Here is a 22,270-nt window from a genome sequence, read left to right as displayed (position 1 = left end):
GATGCCCCGCCAGCGACGGTGCGACGGAGGCGGTCACTTCGCCGATTCCAACGCCGACTTCGCGGCCTGCACGGCGTCGGACCAGGCCTTGTCGGGGTCCTTGCCGGTCTGGACGTTCGTCAGTTCCGTCAGGTACGGGGCGGACACCTGCGCGTCGTAGGGGCTGGTGTACCTCGTCGGCATCGACTCGATGGACTTCTGGAAGACCGAGACGGTGTCCTGTCCACCGAAGAACGCGTCGCCCTTGGTGAGCGCCGACTCGTCGAGCGCCTTCGACGACGAGGGGAAGTTGCCGACCTGACTGTACGTCGTGGCCTGCGCCGACGGTGCGACCAGGGCCTCGATCACCTTGAGGGCGGCCTTCTTGTCGGACGTCGCCGCGGGGATCGTGAGGAACGACCCACCGGCGTTGCCGGGGCCGCCGGGGGTCGCGGTGACTCGCCACTTGCCGGACGTGTCCGGTGCGGCGCTCTTGATGTCGCCGGCGTGCCACGCAGCGCCGATGACGGTGGGGAGCTTGCCCTGGTTGACGGCCGATGCCCAGTCGGGGCTGCCGTCCTCGATGTTCGCGACGATGCCGGCCCGCTCCGCCGTCACCGCGCGCTCCCACGCCTGCTTGACCGTGCTGTCGTCGCCCAGGAACTTGCCGGTCTTGCTCACGAAGCCGCTGTCGGCCTGCGCCATCGACCAGCTGAAGACGTCACCGGCGGAGACCTCGAGGGACGCACCCGTCTTGGCCTTCAGCTCCTTGCCGAACGCGAAGTACTTGTCCCAGGTGCTCGTGGCGTCCGCGACCGCGGCGGGCTCGCTCGGCAGGCCGGCCTCGGCCAGCACGTCCTCGCGGTAGAACAGGGCGGACGGACCGATGTCCGTCGGGATGCCGATGAGCTTGCCGTCCGACGTCGTGGCCTCGGCGAGCTTCCACTTCGGGAACTGGGCGAGGTAGGACGCGGGCACCAGCGACTTCAGGTCCGTGAAGAGGCTGGACTGCTGCAGGAAGTACGGCATGTCCTCGCCCTTGACGCCCGTGATCGAGGGGACGTTCGTCTTGCCGGTGAAGGTCGTCACCAGCTTCTGCTTGAAGTCCCCACCGATGACGTTGACCTGCAGCTTGTCCGAGGCGAACTCCTTCTTCGCGCTCGAGACGACCGAGTCGCCGAGGGCGCCGGGCCACAGCCAGGCGGTGAGCTTGCCGTCGGACGCGGACGATCCGGCGGAGCAGCCGGTGAGGACGAGTGCCGCGGCGACCGCGGTGGCGAGGACCGCGGCGGTGCGGCGACGCTTCGTGGGGGTGCGCATGGGTTCTCCTGGGTTCGGGTGGCGATCGGGGAAGTGGTGCGGTGGGACGTCAGGGTCTGGGATCCGGCGGACCGGCGGTGGCGGCCTGGAGGAACGTGGGGAGGAAGTCGTACCGGTGCGGTTGGGCCGCGGTCGGGTTGGCGGCGAGCCACGGCAGGAGTTCGTCCCGCCGCGGAGCGGTGGACGCCCCGCCGGGTCGGGAGACCGTGATCGCGGCGACGAGCGCCGCGAGGTCGACGCGTTCCCGGAGCGGTCGGTCCTCGAGCGACGCGACGGCGAGCGCGGCACAGAACACGTCGCCGGCGCCGGTCGCGTCGACCGCCCGGACGCGCACGCCGGGGACGACGACCTCGTCCCCTGAGGCCGAGTCGACGGCGACCACGCCGTCCGCGCCGCACGTGACGACGCTGAGCGGGACGCGCTCGGCGAGGAGCCGCGCCGCGCGGACGGGGTCGTCGGTCCGTGTGTACGCCATGGCCTCGCGGTCGTTCGGGGTGAACGCGTGGGCACCGTCGATCGCGTCGAGCACCGCGGGGTCCCAGGCGCCGGACGCGTCCCACCCGACGTCGGCGAACACCCGCTGCCCCCGGTCGGCGCTCGCGCGCACCCACTCCGCGGTGGACTCGTCGACGTGCAGCGCCGCGACACGACCGCCGGTCGCCGGGAGGATGTCCGGGAGGGCGACGGGCGACTCGGTTCCGCCCGTCACGATCGCCCGGTCCCCGTCGTAGCCGAGGCACGCGCTCACCGGGATCGACCACCCCGGGATGCGGGCGAGCAGGGCGGTGCCGATGCCCTCGCGGGCGAGCGCGGCACGGCAGAGGCCGCTGAGCTCGTCGTCGCCGACAGCGGCTGCGACGTCGGTGGACGCGCCGAGACGGGCCGCGGCGATGGCGAAGTTGGCGATGCCGCCGGGCGTCCACGCGAAGTGGGGCGTCCAGTGCTCCTGGCCGAGCACCGGACCGTGCGGCAGGTCGGCGAACACGGCGTCGAAGAACAGCATCCCGGCGACGAGCACGTCAGCATCGGTGCTCGGTGTCGGTCGGTCGTCCATCGCTGCCTCCATCGGTCGGCGTGTGAGGAAGTTGTAACACAGATCGATCGACATCGCGCATCTTTTTGTTTGAAAAGGTTTGCATGTTGATCGAATTTGATCGCTATGCTGATCGGTATGAAGGACATCCGTGATCTCGCCATCCTCGGTCGCCTCCGTGCTGACCGCGCGGCCTCGGTGACCGACCTCGCCGAGGCCACCGGATCGAGCGTCGCGACGATCCGCCGCGACCTGCAGCGCCTCGACGACGCCGGTCTGCTGCGCCGCACCCGTGGCGGTGCGGTGCTCGCCGACGGACACGAGGGCGATGCCCCCTTCCCCGAGGTGGAGACGGTGCACCGCGACGAGAAGCTCCGCATCGCGACCGCGGCGGCCGACCTCGTCGAGGACGGCCACACCGTCGTGCTCGACATCGGCACCACGGTGCTGCAGCTCGCGACCCTGCTGCGCGGGCGTCCGGTGACCGTCATCACGGCGAACATGGCCGTGTTCGAGGTCCTCAAGGACGACCCCGAGGTCCACCTCGTCCTCCTGCCCGGCGACTACGACGCGGTGTACCACTGCGTCTCGGGCCACCTGACCACCGACTCGCTCCGGCTCATCCGCGCCGACCACGCCTTCCTCGGCGTCAGCGGGATCTCGGCGAGCGGCGACCTCCGCGACACCACGATCGCGCAGGTCCCCATCAAGCAGGCGATCGCCACCGCGTGCGACGAGGTCACCGTCCTCGCCGACAGCAGCAAGTTCCCCGGCACCGGGGCTGCGCGGATCGACCTGCCGTCATCGATCGTGCGGGTCGTCACCGACGCCGAACCGCCGGTCCCGGTCGCCGCGGCGTTCGCAGCCCACGGTGTGGAGGTCCTCGTCGCATGAAGCTCGTCATGATCGGCGGTGGTGGCTTCCGCACACCGCTCGTGTACTCCGCGCTGCTCCGCGACCACGCCGACGGGCGGGTCACCCAGGTCGCGCTCGTCGACGTCGACGTCGACCGGCTGCGCACGATGGCGCGGATCCTCGCCGACCAGGCCGAGGGCGTCGCGGACGCGCCGGCGATCAGCGTGCACACCGACGTCGAGGAAGCCCTGCCCGGGGCCGACTTCGTGTTCTCCGCGATCCGGGTCGCCGGGATGGAGGGCCGCGCGACCGACGAGCGCATCGGGCAGTCGCACGGCGTCATCGGGCAGGAGACCGTCGGGTTCGGCGGCATCTCCTACGCCCTCCGCACGCTGCCCACCGTGATGGCGTTGGCGCACACGATCAAGCGACTCGCGCCCGACGCGTGGGTGATCAACTTCACGAACCCGGCCGGTGTCGTGACCGAGGCCATGTCGACGGTGCTCGGCGAGCGGGTCATCGGGATCTGCGACTCCCCCATCGGGCTCGCACGTCGGGCTCTCGGCACCCTCGGCATCCAGCACGGCCCGGACGTCGAACTCGAGTACGCCGGCCTGAACCACCTCGGCTGGCTCACCGCGGTCCGCGTGGACGGCGTGGACCGGCTCCCGGAAGTCCTCGCCGACGCGGACCGGATCGAGTCCTTCGAGGAGGGCAAGCTCTTCGGGGCGGAGTGGATCCAGGCCCTCGGTGCCCTGCCGAACGAGTACCTGCACTACTACGCCTACCGGCGCGACGTCCTGCAGGCCGACCAGTACGCGCCGCACACCCGGGCGCGCTACCTCGTCGAGCAGCAGGACCGGTTCTGGGTGGACGCCGCCTCGAGCACCCGTCCGTTCCACACCTGGCAGGAGTGCCGGCACGAGCGTGAGTCGACGTACATGGCGACGAACCGCGACTCGGTCGGCATGGGCGAGCGGGACGTCGAGGACATGACCTCCGGCGGCTACGAGGACGTCGCGCTGGCCCTGATGCGGGGCATCGCGTACGACCAGCGCGCGCGGCTCATCCTGAACGTCCGGAACGCCGGTGCCCTCGCCGGGGTGGACGACGACGCCGTGGTGGAGATCCCGTGCATCGTCGACGCGACCGGTGCACACCCGATCCCCGGCGCCCGGGTCCCCGACTTCGGGCTCGGGACGGTCACCGCGGTCAAGTACGTCGAACGACAGACGATCCAGGCGGCACTGCACGCCGACCGGGCCGCGGCGCTCCGCGCCCTCGCGCACCACCCGCTCGTCGACTCCGTCCGCGTCGCCCGTGCGCTGCTCGACGACGCACGGTCCTCGTTCCCGCACCTCGCCTACCTGTCCTGACCCGCGCCTCCCGGCCGACGGCGCACAGCGCTGCCGCCGCCGGCCGGCCCGTCCCGAAAGCACAGCCATGCACCAGAACCAGAAGCTCGTCGAGGCGCGCATCGAGCGCGTCCTGAACGAGCGCATCGTCCCCGCCGTGTACCAGGCACGCACCCCGGTCACCCTCGCCGCCTGGCAGGTGCCGGACGAGCCCGTGCCCGCCGCCGAGGCGCTGGCGGCCGAGTACCGTCCCTTCACGGTCGGCGACCAGTGGGGTCGGGCCTGGTCGACCTGGTGGTTCGAGGTCACCGGCACCGTCCCCGCCGAGTGGGCCGGCCGGACCGTCGAGCTCCTCGTCGACCCGGGGTTCCAGGGCGACTGGCCCGGCAACCAGGCCGAGGGGCTCCTGCACACCCCGGACGGCACCCCGGTCAAGGGCATCCACCCGCGCAACCACTACCTGCGCATCGCCGACCAGGCCGACGGTGGCGAGCAGGTCCACCTGTTCCTCGAGGCGGCCGCGAACCCGGACATCCTCGTCAACGAGTTCGTCCCGACGGCGTACGGCTCGAAGCGGACCGCGCCCGAGACCCCGATCTACACGTTCCGGACCGCCGAGCTCGCGGTGTTCGAACCCGAGGTCTGGGCCCTGCGCTTCGACGTCGAAGTGCTGTTCCAGATGGTCAAGGAGCTGCCGGAGACCGACCCGCGTCGACACGAGGTGCTCCGCGACCTCGAACGCGCGATGGACGTCCTGGCGCTCGACGACATCGTCGGCACCGCCGCCGCGGCCCGCGCCGAGCTCGCCGGGGCCCTCGCCAGCCCGGCGAACCCGTCCGCGCACCGGCTGAGCGGCATCGGCCACGCGCACATCGACAGCGCCTGGCTCTGGCCGATCCGCGAGACGAAGCGCAAGACCGGTCGGACGTTCTCGAACGTGCTCGCCCTGGCCGAGCAGTACCCCGACCTCCGGTTCGCCGCGTCGAGCGCGCAGCAGTACGCGTGGGTCAAGGAGCGCTACCCGGCGGTGTTCGAGGGGATCAAGGCCGCGATCGCCCGCGGACAGTGGATCGTCGTCGGCTCGCAGTGGATCGAGCCGGACGGCAACCTGCCCGGCGGCGAGGCCATGGTCCGGCAGATCACGCAGGGCCTCCGGTTCTTCGCCGACGAGCTCGGCGCCGACACCCACGGCATCTGGCTGCCGGACTCGTTCGGCTACACCGCAGCGTTCCCGCAGATCGCGAAGCTCGCCGGCCTCGACTGGTTCCTCACGCAGAAGCTGTCCTGGAACCAGACGAACACGTTCCCGCACCACACGTTCTGGTGGGAGGGCATCGACGGCTCCCGGATCTTCACGCACTTCCCGCCGATCGACACCTACAACTCGACGCTCGAGGGCGAGGAACTGCACCACGCCGTCCGGCAGTTCCGCGAGAAGGGCGCCGCGACGACGTCGCTCGTGCCGTTCGGCTACGGCGACGGCGGCGGCGGTCCGATCCGCGAGATGATGGAGCGGCAGCGCCGGGTCGAGTCGCTCGAGGGCTCGCCCCGCGTCGAGATCGAGCACCCGGACGACTTCTTCGCCCGGGCGCGCGACGAGTACCAGGACGCCCCCGTCTGGGTCGGCGAGCTGTACCTCGAGCTGCACCGCGGCACGTTCACGTCGCACGCCCGCGAGAAGCGCGGCAACCGCAGGGCCGAGCACCTGCTCCGCGAGGCCGAGCTGTGGTGGACGGCAGCGGCGCTGCAGGGCGCCGAGTACCCGTACGCGTGCCTCGACGAGCTCTGGCAGGCGACGCTGCTGCAGCAGTTCCACGACATCCTGCCCGGCTCCTCCATCCGCTGGGTGCACGAGGAGAACGAGGAGAGCTACCGGCGGAACCACGCCGAGATCGAACGGCTCATCGCCCGCGCGCTCACGCACCTCGGTGCGACCGGTGTGGTCGCGAACGCCGCCGACCACGACCGACACGAGCTCGTCGTCGACGACGACGGCACGCCGATCGGCGTCGTCGAGGCACGGGCGCACGCACTCTCCCCGCTCGCCGTCGTGGCACCGACGAACCCCGTCCGAGCGACGACGGACGCCGGCGGCACGGTCCTCGACAACGGCCGTGTCCGCGTCCACGTCGACCACGACGGGCTCGTGGACTCCATCCGCGACCTGGCGAACGACCGGGAACTCGTGCCGGCGGACCGCAGCGCGAACCTGCTGCACCTGCACGAGGACCTGCCGAACGCCTGGGACGCGTGGGACATCGACGCGCACTACCGGCACTCGGTGGTCGAGCTCCGCGGCGCCGAGTCCGTCGAGCTCGTCTCCGACGGCGACCTCCGCGCGACCGTCCGGGTCCGCCGGCGCTTCGGCGCCTCCGAGCTCGTGCAGACGATCGCGGTGCACGCCGACGACGTGCGGGTGCACCTCGGCGTCGAGGTCGAGTGGCAGGAGCGCGAGAAGCTGCTGAAGGCCTCGCTGCCGTTCGTCGTGCACGCTCAGCACCACAGCGCCGAGATCCAGTTCGGGCACCTCCGTCGGCCGACGCACACGAACACCTCGTGGGACGACGCCCGCTTCGAGGTCATGGCCCACCGCTGGGTGCACGTCGAGGAGCCGGGCTACGGCATCGGGGTCACGAACGCTGGCACCTACGGCCACGACGTCACCAGGCGGATCGGGTCGACCGGCGAGGTCGAGACCGAGGTCCGGCTCAGCCTGGTGCGCGGGGCGCAGTCCCCGGACCCGGAACAGGACCTCGGCCACCACACCTTCTCGTACGCCGTGCACCCCGGCGCGGACCTCGACGACGTCGTCGCGAGCGGGTACGACGAGAACCTGCCGCTCCGCGCGGTGTCCGGCGAGACGGCCGCGACGACCACACTGCCGGCACCGGCCGTGTCCTCGTCGTCCGGCGTGCGGGTCGAGTCGGTCAAGCTCGCCGACGACCGCTCGGGCGACGTGGTCGTCCGGCTGTACGAGGCGCTCGGCGCCCGGACCGACACCGTGCTGGCGCTGCGGATCGACGCCGCGTCCGTCGAGCAGGTCGACCTCCGCGAGCGCCCGATCGACGACGCACCGCGGTCCGCCCGGCACTTCGCCTGGGACGGTGGTGGGTCGGTCGCGCTCGGCCTGCGCCCGTTCCAGGTGGTGACGCTCCGGATCCGGCCGCGTCGCTGACGCACCGCCGTCCGGACGGGAGGCGCGGTGCCGCGTCCCCCGTCCGGTCGCGTCCGTCCGCGCGGCGTACTGTCCGGTCCATGCCCGCTCTCATCGACACGTTCACCCTGTCCAACGGCCTGCACATCCCGAAGATCGGCTTCGGCACCTGGCAGATCCCGTCCGGCGCCGACGCCTACGACGCCACGAAGGCCGCGCTCGACGCCGGCTACCGACACATCGACACCGCCCTGGCCTACGGCAACGAGGCCAGCGTCGGCGAGGCCGTCCGCGACAGCGGCATCCCGCGCGACGAGCTCTTCGTCACCACGAAGCTGCCGGCCGAGGTGAAGACCGCGTCCGGTGCCCGCGAGGCCTTCGAGGAGTCCAGCCGCAACCTCGACCTCGGTCACGTCGACCTGTACCTGATCCACGCGCCGTGGCCCTGGAGCGACATGGGCTCCGACCACCGGGACGGCAACGTCGAGGTGTGGAAGGTGTTCGAGGAGCTGTACGACGCCGGACGCACGAAGAGCATCGGTGTCTCGAACTTCGCCGTCGCCGACCTCGAGGACCTGCTCGGCCGCACCGACGTCGTCCCGCACGCCAACCAGATCCGCTGGTTCATCGGGAACACGCAGGCCGAGACCACCGCGTTCGACCGCGAGCACGACATCCTCACCGAGGGGTACTCGCCGCTCGCCACCGGCGGACTGCTCGACAACGAGCAGATCGCCGAGATCGCGGCGAAGTACGACAGGAGCGTCGCCCAGGTCGCGATCCGCTACCTGCTCGAGCAGGACGTGCTGCCGCTGCCGAAGTCGACCACGCCGTCGCGCATCGCCGCGAACGCGGACGTGGACTTCGCGCTGTCGGCCGAGGACGTCGCGGCGCTCGACGCGCTCGAGGGCACGACCGACTGACCCGCCCTCGTTCACGCGACCACATGACGAAACGGGAGGCCCGTGGCGGATCCGCCACGGGCCTCCCGTCCGTCGTCGCCGTCGCGCAACGTTTACATGCCGACGACCTGCGACACGAGACCGAAACAGCCGGGCAACGGGGACGACACAGCAGCGCAGAACACTGGTCGCACTACCTGTCACCCGACAGGTACTCCGCGAAAGGTCTGCAGCCATGCGCTCTCCCGAAGCACCGCTCCACGCACCCCGCGCCACGTCCAGCGTCGATGCCCAGGGCCTCGCCCGGCTCGGCTACGAGCAGGAACTCCACCGCGGGGTCGGCTCGTTCTCGTCCTTCGCCGCCGGGTTCTCCTTCGTCTCCATCCTCACCACGGTCTTCCAGCTCTTCGGGCTCGGGTTCGGACTCGGGGGCGCGGCGTTCTTCTGGGCGTGGCCGCTGGTCTTCGGCGGCCAGCTGCTCGTGGCGCTGAACTTCGCCCAGCTCGCCGCACGCTGGCCGATCTCCGGGGCGATCTTCCAGTGGTCGAGCCGGCTCGCCGGGCCGCGGTTCGGCTGGTTCACCGGCTGGACGATGATCATCGGGCAGGTCCTCACCGTCGCGGTGGCGGCCATCGCGGTGCAGGCCGTGCTCCCGGCGATCTGGAGCGGTTTCCAGATCGTGGGCGGTGCCGGTGCCGACCCGTCGCTGGCGTCCCCGACGGGTGCCGCCAACGCGGTCGTGCTCGGACTGGTCATGCTCGCCGTGACGACGATCGTCAACATCCTCAGCGTGCGGCTGATGGCCCGGGTGACGAGCTTCGGCGTGCTCGTCGAGATCGTCGGCGTCGTCGTGCTCATCGTCGCGCTGTTCCTGCTGCCGCACCGCTCCCCGACCGTGGTGTTCACGACCGAGGGGTACGCCGGCCCGACGAACGAGCCGTACGTCTGGGCCTTCCTGGCGTCGTCGCTGATGGCCGCGTACGTCATGGTCGGCTTCGACTCGGCGGGCGAGCTCGCCGAGGAGACGCACAACCCCCGGCGCACCACCCCGAAGACGATCATCCGCGCCCTGACCGTGTCGGGTCTCGGCGGCGGCCTGCTCATCATCGGTGCGCTCATCGCGGCGCCGAGCCTGACCGACGGCAAGCTGGCCACGCAGGGCCTCGCCTGGGTGATCACCTCGGCGCTCGGCGACGTGTTCGGCCGGCTGCTCCTCTGCACCGTGGCGGTCGCCGTGTTCGCGTGCACCCTGGCGGTGCAGACCGCCGGTGCCCGCATGGTCTTCTCGATGGCCCGTGAGCAGGCGCTGCCCTTCCACCGCACGCTCGCCCGCGTCTCGCCCCGCACGGGCACCCCGATCGCGGCGTCGATCGTCGTCGGGGTCGGCGCCGGGCTCGCCCTCGCGGTGAACATCGGGCAGTCCGCGATCTTCACCGCCCTCTCCAGCCTCTGCATCGCGATGCTCTACCTGGCGTACCTCGGCGTGACGGGCCCGCTGCTCGTCCAGCGCATCCGACTCCGCCGCACCGGGCTGCCGACCGGGGTGGACGAGGACGGCCGGCCGCTCTTCACGCTCGGCCGGTGGGGCATCCCGCTGAACGCCCTCGCCGTCGCGTTCCAGATCGGCATGGCGGTCAACCTGATCTGGCCCCGCCCGGAGATCTACGACCTCACCGGACACTCCTGGTGGCTGCAGTACAGCGCGCTGCTGTTCATCGGCGGCGTCCTCGTCGTCGGGTGGGCGTGGTCGTCGTGGCGGCACCGCGCACACGGGCCGATCACCCTCGCCGAGGTGCCGCACACCGCGCCGACCCCCGTCGAGGCCTGACCCCGGCGCCACCGGCGACCCCGCACCGCCAGCACCGCCAGCTCCACCCGCTCCACCCGCTCCACCCGCTCCACCGGAAGGAACCACCGTGCGTGACCTGCACCAGACCGACAGCGTGATCGCCTCGCGATCGGACGCCCGCGCCCAGGGCGGTGCGACCTCCGACTGGATGCCGTACCTGCCCGCGTCGTCGTCGCCGTTCGCCCCAGCGGGCGTCGACCCGGCCGGTCTGGTGTGGGCCGAGACCGTGGCACCGGGCGGGTACACGCACAAGGTGCTCGCCCGGGGGACGCGGATCCGCTTCGACGACCCGACGGGTGACGCGTGCGCGAACGTGCTCGTGTACAACGCGCTCGAACCGTGGGAGCGCCTCAACGTCGCGGACACGCAGAAGATCCCGTGGCAGGCGTACCTCGGCCAGGGCTCCCCGCTCCTCAGCGGCGACGGGCGGGTCCTGGCGAGCATCGTCGAGGACACCTCCGGCCACCACGACGCGTTCTGCGGCACGAGCACCGACGCCGGGAACGAGCGGAAGTACGGCGACGCAGCACCGGAGGGCCCGAGCCCGAGCGGGCGGTCGCTCCTCGCGAAGGCGGCGGCGAAGCACGGCCTGTCGAAGCGGGACATGCCGCCGAGCGTCTCGTTCTTCCGGGGTGTCCGCGTCGAGGCGGACGGCACGCTGACGCCCACGGGGAGCGCCGGACCGGACCGACACGTCACCCTCGTCGCCGAACTGCCGCTCCTCGTCCTCGTCGCGAACGTGCCGCACCCGATCGACCCGCGACCCGACTACACGGTCGGCCCGCTCCGCGTGCACGCCTGGCGCGGCGCCCCGACGACCGCTGCCGACGAGCGCTTCACCGCGACGCCGGAACTGCACCGCGCCTACCTGAACTCCATCGACTACGCGGAAGCACGAGGCTGCTGATGACCACCGCCACCACGACCTCCACCGTCCCGGTCGGCGCGGTCCACGCGCCGGACGTCCCCCTCGACCGGAGCGGCTCCCTCGTCGCCGGCACCGTCGTCCGCGACGACGACGTGGCCCCGCTCGCACCGTGGTCCGCCGTCGTCCGCGCGGGCGAGGTGCTCACGATCGTCGACGTCGGCGGCAACCAGAGCGCCGACTGCCTGGTCTACGACGCGCACGACCCCGACGAGCGCTACAGCGTTCCGGACACCCTCGCGGCGCAGGGCAACGCCTACGTCCGGACCGGCACCGTCCTCATGTCGAACGAGGGCCGCCCGCTGATGACCGTCGTCGGCAACGAGATCGACCGGCAGGACACCATCGGCGGCGCGTGCTCGAAGGAGTCGAACACGCTCCGCTACGGCCACCACACACAGTTCCAGCACGGCTGCCGCGAGAACTTCCTCGCCGAGGCCGGACGGCACGGCCTCGGCGCCCGGGACATCGTGTCGAACCTCAACTGGTTCATGAACGTCCCGGTCGAGGCCGACGGGGCGCTCGGCATCGTCGACGGCATGAGTGCCCCCGGCAAGCGCGTCGCCGTCCGTGCCGAGCGGGACGTCCTGGTGATCGTCTCGAACTGCCCGCAGATGAACAACCCGTGCAACGACTTCTCCTGCACCCCGCTGCGCATGATCGTGGTCCAGCCGTGACCGCCGCGCCCGACCCCACCGGGACCGACACCGTGACTCCCCCGCTCTCCACCGACACCGTCCTCGTCGCCAACCGCGGCGAGATCGCCCGCCGCGTGATCCGCTCCGCCAAGGCGCTCGGCATGCGTACCGTCGCCGTCTACTCGGACGCCGACCGCGCCGCCCCGCACGTCCGCGAGGCCGACGTCGCCGTCCGGCTCGGTCCGGCCCCGGCGCGCGAGTCGTACCTGAGGATCGACGCCGTCGTCCAGGCCGCGATCGACACCGGCGCGGGACTCGTGCACCCGGGCTACGGCTTCCTGTCCGAGAACACCGAGTTCGCCGCGGCGTGCGAGGCCGCCGGCATCCGCTTCGTCGGCCCGACCGCCGAGCAGATCGTCCGGTTCGGCGCGAAGCACACCGCCCGTGAGCTCGCCGCGGCAGCCGGCGTCCCGATGCTCGCCGGCACCGGGCTGCTGGACAGCGTCGAGGACGCCGTCCTGCAGGCGGAGCGCATCGGCCTGCCGGTCATGCTCAAGGCCGCCGGTGGCGGCGGCGGGATCGGCATGCAGGCGTGCGCGACGCTCGACGAGGTCCGCGAGGCGTACGCGAGCGTCGAGCGCACCGCGTCGGCCGCCTTCGGCTCGGCCGGGATCTTCCTCGAACGGCTCGTCCGGCCGGCCCGCCACGTCGAGGTCCAGCTCTTCGGCGACGGCGAGGGCCGCGTCGCCGTGATCGGCGACCGCGACTGCTCGCTCCAGCGCCGCAACCAGAAGGTCATCGAGGAGGCCCCGGCCCCGGCGCTCCCCCGCCGGGTCCGGGAGGAACTGCACGCGTCCGCCCGTCGGCTCGCCGAGAGCGTCGGGTACCGCAGCGCAGGGACGGTCGAGTTCGTCTACGACCCGGTCCGCGAGGAGGCGTCCTTCCTCGAGGTGAACACGCGGCTGCAGGTCGAGCACCCGGTGACCGAGGAGGTCTTCGGCGTCGACCTCGTCGAGCTCATGCTGCGCCTGGCCCGCGACGGGGCGGTCGGCATCGACGACGACGTCTTCGACCGCGCGTGGACCCCGACCGGGTTCGCCGTCGAGGCCCGCGTCTACGCCGAGGACCCGGCGAAGGGGTCCCTGCCCTCGAGCGGCCTCGTGACGCAGGCGGTGTTCCCCGAGCGTGACGGCGTCCGCGTCGACGGCTGGGTGGAGACCGGCTCCGAGGTCTCCGCCTTCTACGACCCGATGCTCGCGAAGGTCATCGCCACCGGCGAGACCCGGGACGACGCACTCGACCTGCTCCGGGACGCCCTCGCCGACACCCGAGTCGACGGCATCGTGACGAACGCCGGGCTGCTCCGCTCCCTCACCGACGACCTCGAGCTCCGGACCGCGACGCACTCCACCTCGACGCTCGACGAGACCGAGGACCCTGACCCCCGGATCGACGTCGTCACCCCCGGCACCATGACCATGATCCAGGACCTGCCCGGCCGGGTCGGGTACTGGCAGGTGGGCGTCCCGCCGAGCGGCCCGTTCGACGCGGCGTCGTTCGCCGAGGCGAACCTCGTGGTCGGCAACCCCGAGGGTGCTCCGGCGCTCGAGGTCACCGCCACGGGCCCGACGCTCCGCTTCTCGGCGAGCGCCGTCGTCGCGGTCACGGGCGCACCGCTGCCGGTCGTGCTCGACGGCGAGCCCCTGGCGCTGTGGGAGCCGATCGAGGTGCAGGCGGGTCAGACCCTCGCGCTCGGCACGGCTGCCGGACCGGGACTCCGGAGCTACCTGGCGGTCCGCGGCGGCTTCGACGTCCCGACGTACCTCGGCTCCACCGCGACCTTCACGCTCGGCGGGTTCGGCGGTCACGCCGGTCGTGCCCTGCTCGCCGGTGACGTCCTGCGTCCCGGTTCCCCGGACTCGGACGCCCCGCACCCGGCCTTCCCCGCCGGTAGCCGGCTCGGCCTGGTCGGCGGTCCGACCCCAGCCGACCGGCGGACCGCGCTCACCGACACGTGGGAGGTCGCCGTCACCGAGGGGCCGCACGCGGCGCCGGACTTCTTCACCCGCGCCGACCTCGACGTGTTCTACGCCACCGACTACGTCGTGCACCACAACTCCGCCCGCACCGGCATCCGGTTGATCGGTCCCCGGCCCGGCTGGGCTCGGACCGACGGCGGCGAGGCAGGACTGCACCCGTCGAACATCCACGACACCCCGTACGCGGTGGGGGCGATCGACTTCACCGGGGACACCCCGATCGTCCTCGGGCCGGACGGCCCCTCGCTCGGCGGCTTCGTCTGTCCGGCGGTGGTCGCCAGCGGCGACCTGTGGAAGCTCGGTCAGCTCCGACCGGGTGACACCGTGCGGTTCGTCCCGGTGCGCGAGGCCGACGCGGCCGCGCTCGAGGCGAACCGCGCCTCCCGGACCGTCCCCCGCACCGGCGGCGACGGCGACGACGGGGTGATCGCGCGTCTGGACGCGACCGACGCCCGCCCGGGCGTCGCGTACCGACGCGACGGCGACGACAACGTCCTCGTCGAGTACGGCGACATGACGCTCGACATCGCGCTGCGGATGCGCGTGCACGCGCTCATGACGAAGCTGCAGGAGGAGGCGCCCCGCGGCGTCCTCGACATCACCCCCGGCATCCGGTCGCTGCAGGTGCACACCGACGCGAGCGTGCTGAAGGCGAGCACGATGGCGGGCCTCCTCCGCGAGCTCGAGGACGAGATCCCGCCGACCGACCAGCTCGTCGTGCCGTCCCGCACCGTGAAGCTGCCGCTGTCGTGGGACGATCCCGCGACCCGGCTGGCGATCGAGCGGTACATGGCGGGGGTCCGCGACGACGCGCCGTGGACCCCGTGGAACATCGAGTTCATCCGGCGGATCAACGGGCTCGACAGCGTCGACGACGTGTTCCGCACGGTCTTCGACGCGAGCTACCTCGTGCTCGGGCTCGGCGACGTGTACCTCGGTGCGCCGGTCGCCACGCCGCTCGACCCCCGGCACCGCCTCGTCACCACGAAGTACAACCCGGCACGCACCTGGACGGCCGAGAACTCGGTCGGGATCGGCGGCGCGTACCTGTGCATCTACGGCATGGAGGGGCCGGGCGGGTACCAGTTCGTCGGCCGCACCGTGCAGATCTGGAACCGGTTCCGCCGCGGCGGCCTGTTCCAGGAGGACCCGTGGGCGCTCCGCTTCTTCGACCGCATCGAGTGGTACCCGGTCTCCGCCGAGGAGCTCCTCGACCTGCGCGCCGAGACCGACGCGGGACGCGGGGACTTCGAGACCGTCGACGGCGAGTTCTCGATCGCGTCCTACAACCGGTTCCTCAGCGACAACGCGGGGTCGATCGCCGACTTCCGGGCGCAGCAGGCCCGCGCGTTCGACGAGGAGAAGGAGCGGTGGCGGGCATCGGGCGAGTTCGACGTCCGCGACGAACCCGCCGTGGTGCTGCCGGACGAGGTCGTCCTGCCGGCCGGTGCGACCGCGGTGACGGCGCCGTTCACGTCGACCGTGTGGCAGGTGGACGTCCGGCCGGGCGACCGGGTGGACGAGGGCCAGAAGCTGCTCGCGGTGGAGGCGATGAAGATGGAGTCGATGGTGCACGCACCGGTGGAGGGGCACGTGTTGGAGGTCTACATCAAGCCGGGCGACCAGGTCGCACCCGGGCAGGTCCTCGCCGCGATCGGAGCCGCAGCGTGAGCGGCGGCGTGAGCGGCGGCGTGAGCGGCGGCGTGAGCAGCGGCCGGGACGGCGCGGGCCGGGGTGGCGACCACGTGGTCGCCCGCGTGCACGCCGCCTTCGACCGGATCGACGCGGTCGACCGTCCCGAGGTGTGGATCACCCTGCGCGACCGGGCCGACGTGGTCGCCGAGGCATCGGCCGTCGATCCGGCCCTGCCGCTCGCCGGCATGCTCTTCGCTGTCAAGGACAACATCGACGTCGCCGGGCTCCCCACCACCGCCGCCGCGCGCTCCTTCGCGTCCACACCCGCCGCGGACGCCACCGCCGTCGCACGACTCCGGGCTGCCGGGGCGGTCGTCGTCGGCAAGACCAACCTCGACCAGTTCGCGACCGGCCTCGTCGGCACCCGGTCGCCCTTCGGCGCCGTCCGGAACGCCTGGGACCCCACCCGGATCTCCGGCGGGTCCTCGAGCGGGTCCGCCACCGCCGTCGCACTCGGGACGGTCGACTTCGCGCTCGGCACCGACACCGCCGGCTCCGGACGCGTCCCGGCAGCGCTGAACCACCTCGTCGGGGTGAAGCCCACGAAGGGGCTCGTCCCGAACACCGGCGTCGTCCCCGCCTGCCGGTCGCAGGACTGCGTGACCGTGTTCGCCCGCTCGCTCGACCTCGCCCGGACCGTGGCCGAGCTGATGGCGGGGCCGGACGGCTCCGACCCGCTCGCCCGGCCGGACGCCGCACTGGCCGACGGCTCCCTCGTGGTCCTGCCCCCGGTGCCGCGCATCGCGGTGCCGCTGCCGACGCAGCTCGAGGGACTCGCGCCCGGGTGGGCGGCGGCGTTCGACCGTGCCGTCGACCGGTTCCGCGCCCTCGGGCACGAGGTCGTCGAGGTCGACATCGCCCCGCTCCTCGACGCCGCGACGCTCCTGTACGACGGCGCGTTCGTCGCCGAGCGGTACGCGGCGGTCGGGGCCCACATCGAGGCGAACCGTGACCGGATCGGCGAGGACCTCGACCCCACGGTGGCCGCGATCGTCCTCGGCGGCGCGACGCCGACGGCCGCGGCGCTCTTCGCCGACCAGGAGCGCCTCGACGCCCTCGGTGCCAGGGGCCGCACGCTGCTCGACGGCACGACGGCGCTCCTCACCCCCACCACCACCTGGCACCCGACCCTCGACGAGGTCGCTGCGGACCCGGTCGGTGCGAACAGCCGGATGGGTCGGTACACGAACTTCGCGAACCTCCTGGACATGGCGTCCCTCGCGGTGCCGGCCGGCTTCGTGGACGGGCTGCCGTTCGGCGTCATGCTGACCGGACCGGCGTTCACCGACCGCCGTCTGGCGGCACTCGCCGCGGCCTTCGCCGCCCCGACCGTCGACCTCCTCGTCGTCGGCGCGCACCTGCGGGACCAGCCCTTGAACGGGCAGCTGGTCGCCGCCGGCGGCACGTTCGTCCGCGCGGCGCGCACCGCCCCCGACTACCGGCTGTACGCCCTCGACACGGTGCCCCCCAAGCCGGGGCTGGTCCGGTCGGGCGCCGGTGCTGCGGGCGGAGTGCGGTCGGAGGACGGCAGCACGGCGCCGTCCGGGATCGCCGGCGAGGTCTGGCGGCTGCCGGCCGCCGGCTTGGGGACGTTCGTCGCTGCGCTCCCCGCACCGATGGCGATCGGCTCCGTGACGCTCGACGACGGGTCGGACGTCACCGGCTTCACGGTCGAGGCGCACGCCGTCGCGGGTGCCGAGGACATCACGCACCACGGCGGCTGGCGTGCGTACCGCGAGATGGTGGCCCGGGAGCACACGGCCCGGGAGCACGCGTGACGGCCGGCTGCGAGGATGGGGCCATGTCCTCCGACGACCGGCCCACCCGACTCGGCAGGCCACGAGCGGTCCCGGACACCGCGTCCGGGCTGAGCCCCCGCGACCAGATCCTGGACGCCGCCGCGGCGCTGTTCGTCGAGAACGGCTTCAGCGCCACCTCGACCCGGGCGATCGCGGAGCGGGTCGGCATCCGACAGGCCTCGCTGTACTACCACTTCGCCGGCAAGGACGAGGTGCTCGTCGAGCTGCTCACGACCTCGGTCCGCCCGAGCCTCGACGTGGTCCGCGGCCTCGAGGAGCGGGTCCCCGGGACCGTCTCCGCCGCCGGCGCCCTCGCCGCCCTGGTCCTCATCGACATCGACACGCTCGCACGGACGCCCCACAACATCGGCACGCTCTACATGCTCCCCGAGGTGCAGGGGGACCGGTACGCCGGCTTCCGCGCCGACCGGCAGGAGCTGCAGGACACCTACGGGCGGCTCGGTGCCCGGGCGGCGAGCGAGGACGTCCGGCGATCGGTCACGGCCGAGCGTCTGGGCGGCGTCCTCATCCAGCTCGCCGAGACGGTCATCCAGCTCCGCCGCACCCGCGACGTGGACGACCAGGACCGCGAGCTGCTCACCGACACCTGCCTCCGCGCGTGCGGGCTCGACGCCGATGCCGTCGCCGGCGCACGCCGGGACGCCGACGCGCTGCTCGCCGCAGCCGCCGTCTGACCCCGCCCGACCGGACCCGATCCCCGACCCGCCGACCCGCTCCCCGAGGACCCGATCATGACCGCCAACGCCCCCGCACCCGTGCCGACCACCGCCCTGCGCCCGTTCGCCGACGTCCTGCTCCCCCGGACCGCGCTGGTCAGCACCGCGCTCGTCGTCGGTGGCGCGCTGCTGACCGCCGGCGCCGCCCAGGTGTCCGTCCCGCTCTGGCCGGTGCCGGTCACCGGGCAGACCCTCGCCGTCCTCCTCGTCGGGAGCGCGCTCGGCTCCCGACGCGGCGCCCTGTCGATGCTCGTCTACGCGCTGCTCGGCGTCGTCGGTCTGCCCGTCTTCGCCGAGGGCGCCGCCGGACCGGGCGTCCTGCTCGGCCCGACCGGGGGCTACGTCGTCGGGTTCATCGCCGCCGCGGCCCTCGTCGGACGGATCGCCGAGCGCTTCGGCGGCCGCCGGTTCACCGCGGCGCTGCTGTCCTTCGTGCTCGGCACCGTCGTCACGTTCGGCGCCGGCACGGCCTGGCTCGCGATCGCCCTCGGGCTCGACCTGCAGCACGCCCTCGCGTACGGCCTGTACCCGTTCGTCATCGGCGAGCTGGCCAAGGCCATGATCGGCGCCGGTGTGGTCGCCCTCGGCTGGCACGCGGCGGGCCGTCGTCGCGACGCGGACCAGCGCTGATCGCGCGGTCGCGTCGCGGACCAGCGCTCTGTGCACGGCGGGAACAGACCACAGCCCTCGCCGGTTGCACCACACGGTGCCGCAGCCAGCGGTACTCCCGACACCAGGAGGCCACCATGACCACCACCGAAACCGCCATCCTCGCCGGCGGGTGTTTCTGGGGAGCGCAGCAGCTCCTCCGTCGCCGTCCCGGTGTGATCAGCACGCGCGTCGGCTACTCCGGCGGCGACACCCCGAACGCCACCTACCGCAACCACGGCGACCACGCCGAGGCGGTCGAGATCGTCTTCGACCCGTCCCAGATCTCCTACCGCGAGCTGCTCGAGTTCTTCTTCCAGATCCACGACCCGTCGACGAAGGACCGCCAGGGCAACGACGTCGGCCGTGCCTACCGCTCGGCCGTGTTCCCCACGTCCGACGAGCAGCGCCAGGTCGCCCTCGACACCATCGCCGACGTGGACGCCTCCGGCATCTGGCCGGGCAAGGTCGTCACCGAGGTCGAGCCGGCCGGTGACTTCTGGGAGGCCGAGGAGGAGCACCAGGACTACCTCGAGAAGCACCCGCACGGGTACACGTGCCACTTCGTGCGCCCGGGCTGGACGCTCCCGCGCCGCGACGAGACGGCCGCAGCGGTCTGATCGTCGCGGTCACGCTGATCGCGTGACCACGTGCAGGACAGGAGGCGCGGTGCCGGCTGGCACCGCCCCTCCCGTGTGTCCCCGGTCGCGTCGACGGCCCTAGCGCGACCCGCCGAGCCGTTCCAACCAGTCCGCGGGCAGGCGGTCCGCCGGCCCGGGGACCGACTGGTCCACGGGGTGGCTCGTCGGCGCCTGGAGCTCGACGCCCTCGAACGTGGACCGGTCGCGGTAGTCGTACGCCCACGTCTCACCGGGCTCGTAGCTCTGGATGACCGCGTGCCCGGTCGCCTCCCAGTGCCGGGTGGCGTGGGTGTCCAGCGAGTCGTCGCAGCACCCGACGTGGCCGCACGCGGCACACCGGCGCAGGTGCACCCACCAGGACCCGGTGGCGTCGCACTCGACGCACCCGTCGCCGCTGGGCGCGACCAGGGGGTCGATCATGTCGCTGTCGTCGGTCATGTCGCTCATCCTGCCCGGCTCAGCCGCGCGGCACCAGGGCCTCGATCGCTGCGAGCTCCTCGTCCGTCAGCGGCGCACCCTCGAGCGCGTCGAGCGTCCCGTCGAGCTGTCGGACGCTCGACGCCCCGACGAGCGCGGACGTGACCGCCGGCTGCCGGAGCACCCACGTGATCGCGAGCTGCGCGAGCGTCTGCCCGCGCGACACGGCGATCTCGTTCAGGGCCCGCGCCGTCGTCAGGTACGCGTCGTCGATGCGGTCTGCGCCGAACCACCGGCCCTCGGCCGCACGCGACCCGACCGGCACCGAGCCGTCGAGGTAGCGGTCCGTCAGCAGCCCACCGGCCAGCGGGGAGAACACGATCGCGCCGGTCCCCAGACGGAGCAGCTCGTCGAAGAGGCCGTCCTCGGGCGCGCGGTCGAACATGTTGTAGCGCGGCTGGTGGATGAGCAGGTGGATGTTCTCGGCGGCGAGCGCCTCGGCCGCGGCGGCCGTCTGCGCCGGGTCGTGGTTCGAGATGCCGGCGTAGAGCGCCTTGCCGGACCGGACCGCGGTCACGAGGGCGCTGACGGTCTCCTCGATCGGCGTCTCGGGGTCCGGCCGGTGCGAGTAGAAGACGTCGACGTACTCGAGCCCGAGCCGTCCGAGGGACTGGTCGAGCGACGCCAGCATGGACTTCCGGGACCCCCAGTTGCCGTAGGGGCCGGGCCACATGTCGTAGCCGGCCTTGGTGGACACCACGAGCTCGTCGCGGAACGGGCGGAGGTCCGACCCGAGGATGCGACCGAACTGCTCCTCGGCGGCTCCGGGCGGCGGGTCGTAGTTGTTCGCCAGGTCGAAGTGCGTGATCCCGCGGTCGAACGCGTGCAGCACGATGTCCCGCTGCGTCGTGAGCGCCCGGTCGGTGCCGAAGTTGTTCCACAGCCCGAGGGAGATCCGGGGCAGCAGCAACCCGCTCCTCCCCACGCGCTGGTACGGCAGCCGCTCGTAGCGGTCGTCGGCGGGGCGGTGGACGTCAGGCATCGTTGCTCGATCCGGTTCGTGAGGGGGTGGTGGGTCCGGGATCGACGCTAGCGGACCGCGGACGCGACCCGGTGACGGACGGGAGGGACGGTGCGGGCCCGCCCCGCGCCTCCCGTCCGTCACGTGGTGCGTCCACCGCCGGACGCGCGCCGTCCGCGCGGTCGGGGGCCGCTACGCCGTTCCGGCGTCGCGGGAGACCTCGTCGTGCGCGTCGTCCTCGCGGCGGATCCGCAGCAGGCTGGCGCCGGTCGCCACGCCCATCGCCACGACGATCACGAGCAGCGACACCACCGTGCCGATCTCGGGCGCCCACTCCACGTGCTCGCCGCCGTTGATGAAGGGCAGCTCGTTGCCGTGCAGGGCGTGCAGCACGAGCTTCACACCGATGAACGCGAGGATCGCCGCGATCCCGTACTTGAGGTAGACCAGCCGCTCGAGCAGCCCGCCGAGCAGGAAGTACAGCTGCCGCAGGCCCATCAGGGCGAAGACGTTCGCGGTGAACACGATGAACGCGCTCTCGGTGATGCCGAAGATCGCCGGGATCGAGTCGAGGGCGAAGAGCAGGTCGGTCGTCCCGATCGCGATGAGGACCACCAGGAGCGGGGTGAAGTGCCGGGCGCCGTCCTGCACGACGCGGAACTTCATGCCGTCGTACGTGTCCGTGATGCGCACGCGCTTCCGGAGCAGCCGCACGATGAGGCTGTCCTTGTCGTCGTCCTCGTCCTCGCCGCGGAGCTGCTGGATCGCCGTCCAGATCAGCCACGCACCGAAGAGGTAGAAGATCCACGAGAAGTCCTCGATCAGCCGGGCGCCGAGCAGGATGAAGACGCCGCGCAGGACCAGCGCGATGATGATGCCGAGCATGAGCACCTCCTGCTGGATCGTCTTCGGCACGGAGAACCGGGCCATGAGGATCACGAACACGAAGAGGTTGTCGATGCTCAGGCTGTACTCGGTGAGCCAGCCCGCGAGGAACTGCCCCGCTGACTCCCCGCCGGCGAAGACGAACATCGCGACGGCGAACAGGAGGGCGAGGCCCACGTAGAGGCCCACCCACACGCCGGACTCCTTGAGCGTCGGCACGTGGGGACGCCGGGCCACGACGAGCAGGTCGGCGAGCAGGATCGCCACGATGACGATCAGGGAGCCGACTTCGAACACGGCCGGGAGCTCGAGCATCCGGGGCCTTTCCTGGTTGTGCGGGAGGGGAGCCCGTCAAGCCTCGCACGCCGGGAGCACCGG

At 72.4% G+C, this 22,270-nt stretch carries 17 protein-coding genes; 12 read left to right on the top strand and 5 right to left on the bottom strand.

Going from position 1 to position 22,270, the window contains the following annotated elements; genetic code table 11:
• Window positions 1-33: 33 nt before the first annotated feature.
• Together ACNQOV_RS04760 and ACNQOV_RS04755 are read right to left on the bottom strand one after the other, a co-directional pair.
• Window positions 34-1,299 (bottom strand): ABC transporter substrate-binding protein, encoded by a 1,266-nt coding sequence (locus ACNQOV_RS04760; protein WP_402268687.1) that lies wholly within the window; start codon window positions 1,297-1,299, stop codon window positions 34-36.
• A 49-nt stretch (window positions 1,300-1,348) separates the two neighbouring features.
• Window positions 1,349-2,407 (bottom strand): carbohydrate kinase family protein, encoded by a 1,059-nt coding sequence (locus tag ACNQOV_RS04755; protein ID WP_416393595.1) that lies wholly within the window; start codon window positions 2,405-2,407, stop codon window positions 1,349-1,351.
• A 63-nt stretch (window positions 2,408-2,470) separates the two neighbouring features.
• On the opposite strand from ACNQOV_RS04755, the gene ACNQOV_RS04750 reads away from it, so the two are divergent.
• From ACNQOV_RS04750 to msrA, 12 genes are all read left to right on the top strand, one after another.
• Window positions 2,471-3,226, top strand: a complete 756-nt coding sequence (locus tag ACNQOV_RS04750; RefSeq protein ID WP_416393594.1) for a DeoR/GlpR family DNA-binding transcription regulator — start codon at window positions 2,471-2,473, stop codon at window positions 3,224-3,226.
• Window positions 3,223-4,563: a 6-phospho-beta-glucosidase gene (locus ACNQOV_RS04745; RefSeq protein ID WP_402268682.1), complete on the top strand. Its 1,341-nt coding sequence runs from the start codon at window positions 3,223-3,225 to the stop codon at window positions 4,561-4,563. Before ACNQOV_RS04750 ends, ACNQOV_RS04745 begins: the two co-directional genes overlap by 4 nt.
• A 67-nt stretch (window positions 4,564-4,630) precedes the next feature.
• Complete coding sequence (locus ACNQOV_RS04740) at window positions 4,631-7,717, top strand: alpha-mannosidase (protein WP_416393593.1); 3,087 nt, start codon at window positions 4,631-4,633, stop codon at window positions 7,715-7,717.
• A gap of 80 nt (window positions 7,718-7,797) precedes the next feature.
• Window positions 7,798-8,619, top strand: a complete 822-nt coding sequence (locus ACNQOV_RS04735; RefSeq protein WP_416393592.1) for an aldo/keto reductase — start codon at window positions 7,798-7,800, stop codon at window positions 8,617-8,619.
• A gap of 214 nt (window positions 8,620-8,833) precedes the next feature.
• Window positions 8,834-10,426, top strand: a complete 1,593-nt coding sequence (locus tag ACNQOV_RS04730; RefSeq protein ID WP_402268673.1) for an amino acid permease — start codon at window positions 8,834-8,836, stop codon at window positions 10,424-10,426.
• A gap of 88 nt (window positions 10,427-10,514) precedes the next feature.
• Complete coding sequence (locus ACNQOV_RS04725; RefSeq protein WP_416393591.1) at window positions 10,515-11,354, top strand: urea amidolyase associated protein UAAP1; 840 nt, start codon at window positions 10,515-10,517, stop codon at window positions 11,352-11,354.
• Window positions 11,354-12,049, top strand: coding sequence for an urea amidolyase associated protein UAAP2 (locus ACNQOV_RS04720; protein WP_416393590.1), 696 nt, complete (start codon window positions 11,354-11,356; stop codon window positions 12,047-12,049). The genes ACNQOV_RS04725 and ACNQOV_RS04720 overlap by 1 nt, the downstream gene beginning before the upstream one ends.
• Window positions 12,046-15,720: an urea carboxylase gene (gene uca, locus ACNQOV_RS04715; RefSeq protein WP_416393589.1), complete on the top strand. Its 3,675-nt coding sequence runs from the start codon at window positions 12,046-12,048 to the stop codon at window positions 15,718-15,720. The genes ACNQOV_RS04720 and uca overlap by 4 nt, the downstream gene beginning before the upstream one ends.
• Window positions 15,717-17,522: an allophanate hydrolase gene (atzF, locus tag ACNQOV_RS04710; protein WP_416393588.1), complete on the top strand. Its 1,806-nt coding sequence runs from the start codon at window positions 15,717-15,719 to the stop codon at window positions 17,520-17,522. Before uca ends, atzF begins: the two co-directional genes overlap by 4 nt.
• Before the next feature lie 23 nt (window positions 17,523-17,545).
• The gene (locus ACNQOV_RS04705) at window positions 17,546-18,238 is read left to right on the top strand and encodes a TetR/AcrR family transcriptional regulator (protein ID WP_402268660.1); all 693 of its coding nucleotides are present in this window, start codon (window positions 17,546-17,548) and stop codon (window positions 18,236-18,238) included.
• A 57-nt stretch (window positions 18,239-18,295) separates the two neighbouring features.
• Window positions 18,296-18,910: a biotin transporter BioY gene (locus tag ACNQOV_RS04700; RefSeq protein ID WP_416393587.1), complete on the top strand. Its 615-nt coding sequence runs from the start codon at window positions 18,296-18,298 to the stop codon at window positions 18,908-18,910.
• Between the two features lie 116 nt (window positions 18,911-19,026).
• Window positions 19,027-19,548, top strand: coding sequence for a peptide-methionine (S)-S-oxide reductase MsrA (gene msrA / locus ACNQOV_RS04695; protein ID WP_022907648.1), 522 nt, complete (start codon window positions 19,027-19,029; stop codon window positions 19,546-19,548).
• A 99-nt stretch (window positions 19,549-19,647) separates the two neighbouring features.
• Here the strand turns inward: msrA and ACNQOV_RS04690 are convergent, their stop codons facing one another.
• From ACNQOV_RS04690 to ACNQOV_RS04680, 3 genes are all read right to left on the bottom strand, one after another.
• On the bottom strand, window positions 19,648-20,007 hold the full coding sequence (locus ACNQOV_RS04690; protein ID WP_416393586.1) for a UBP-type zinc finger domain-containing protein: 360 nt from the start codon (window positions 20,005-20,007) through the stop codon (window positions 19,648-19,650).
• Between the two features lie 19 nt (window positions 20,008-20,026).
• Window positions 20,027-21,028 carry an aldo/keto reductase gene (locus ACNQOV_RS04685; RefSeq protein ID WP_416393585.1) on the bottom strand — a complete coding sequence of 334 codons (1,002 nt, stop codon included), beginning with the start codon at window positions 21,026-21,028 and terminating at the stop codon, window positions 20,027-20,029.
• 171 nt (window positions 21,029-21,199) lie between these two features.
• Window positions 21,200-22,207 carry a TerC family protein gene (locus ACNQOV_RS04680; protein ID WP_022907645.1) on the bottom strand — a complete coding sequence of 336 codons (1,008 nt, stop codon included), beginning with the start codon at window positions 22,205-22,207 and terminating at the stop codon, window positions 21,200-21,202.
• Between the last annotated feature and the right edge of the window lie 63 nt (window positions 22,208-22,270).

It is taken from the genome of Curtobacterium sp. LFS084 (genome assembly GCF_047977705.1).
In the GTDB taxonomy this organism is placed as follows: Bacteria; Actinomycetota; Actinomycetes; order Actinomycetales; family Microbacteriaceae; genus Curtobacterium.
Note: the sequence above shows the minus strand (reverse complement) of the source record. Positions and strands in the feature narration are given on the sequence as shown.

What these genes read in the sequence shown, in the direction of transcription:
- ACNQOV_RS04760 (WP_402268687.1), bottom strand. Translation starts at nt 1,299, where the DNA reads ATGCGCACCCCCACGAAGCGTCGCCGCACCGCCGCGGTCCTCGCCACC.
- ACNQOV_RS04755 (WP_416393595.1), bottom strand. Translation starts at nt 2,407, where the DNA reads ATGTCGATCGATCTGTGTTACAACTTCCTCACACGCCGACCGATGGAG.
- ACNQOV_RS04750 (WP_416393594.1), top strand. Translation starts at nt 2,471, where the DNA reads ATGAAGGACATCCGTGATCTCGCCATCCTCGGTCGCCTCCGTGCTGAC.
- ACNQOV_RS04745 (WP_402268682.1), top strand. Translation starts at nt 3,223, where the DNA reads ATGAAGCTCGTCATGATCGGCGGTGGTGGCTTCCGCACACCGCTCGTG.
- ACNQOV_RS04740 (WP_416393593.1), top strand. Translation starts at nt 4,631, where the DNA reads ATGCACCAGAACCAGAAGCTCGTCGAGGCGCGCATCGAGCGCGTCCTG.
- ACNQOV_RS04735 (WP_416393592.1), top strand. Translation starts at nt 7,798, where the DNA reads ATGCCCGCTCTCATCGACACGTTCACCCTGTCCAACGGCCTGCACATC.
- ACNQOV_RS04730 (WP_402268673.1), top strand. Translation starts at nt 8,834, where the DNA reads ATGCGCTCTCCCGAAGCACCGCTCCACGCACCCCGCGCCACGTCCAGC.
- ACNQOV_RS04720 (WP_416393590.1), top strand. Translation starts at nt 11,354, where the DNA reads ATGACCACCGCCACCACGACCTCCACCGTCCCGGTCGGCGCGGTCCAC.
- ACNQOV_RS04705 (WP_402268660.1), top strand. Translation starts at nt 17,546, where the DNA reads ATGTCCTCCGACGACCGGCCCACCCGACTCGGCAGGCCACGAGCGGTC.
- ACNQOV_RS04700 (WP_416393587.1), top strand. Translation starts at nt 18,296, where the DNA reads ATGACCGCCAACGCCCCCGCACCCGTGCCGACCACCGCCCTGCGCCCG.
- msrA (WP_022907648.1), top strand. Translation starts at nt 19,027, where the DNA reads ATGACCACCACCGAAACCGCCATCCTCGCCGGCGGGTGTTTCTGGGGA.
- ACNQOV_RS04690 (WP_416393586.1), bottom strand. Translation starts at nt 20,007, where the DNA reads ATGACCGACGACAGCGACATGATCGACCCCCTGGTCGCGCCCAGCGGC.
- ACNQOV_RS04685 (WP_416393585.1), bottom strand. Translation starts at nt 21,028, where the DNA reads ATGCCTGACGTCCACCGCCCCGCCGACGACCGCTACGAGCGGCTGCCG.
- ACNQOV_RS04680 (WP_022907645.1), bottom strand. Translation starts at nt 22,207, where the DNA reads ATGCTCGAGCTCCCGGCCGTGTTCGAAGTCGGCTCCCTGATCGTCATC.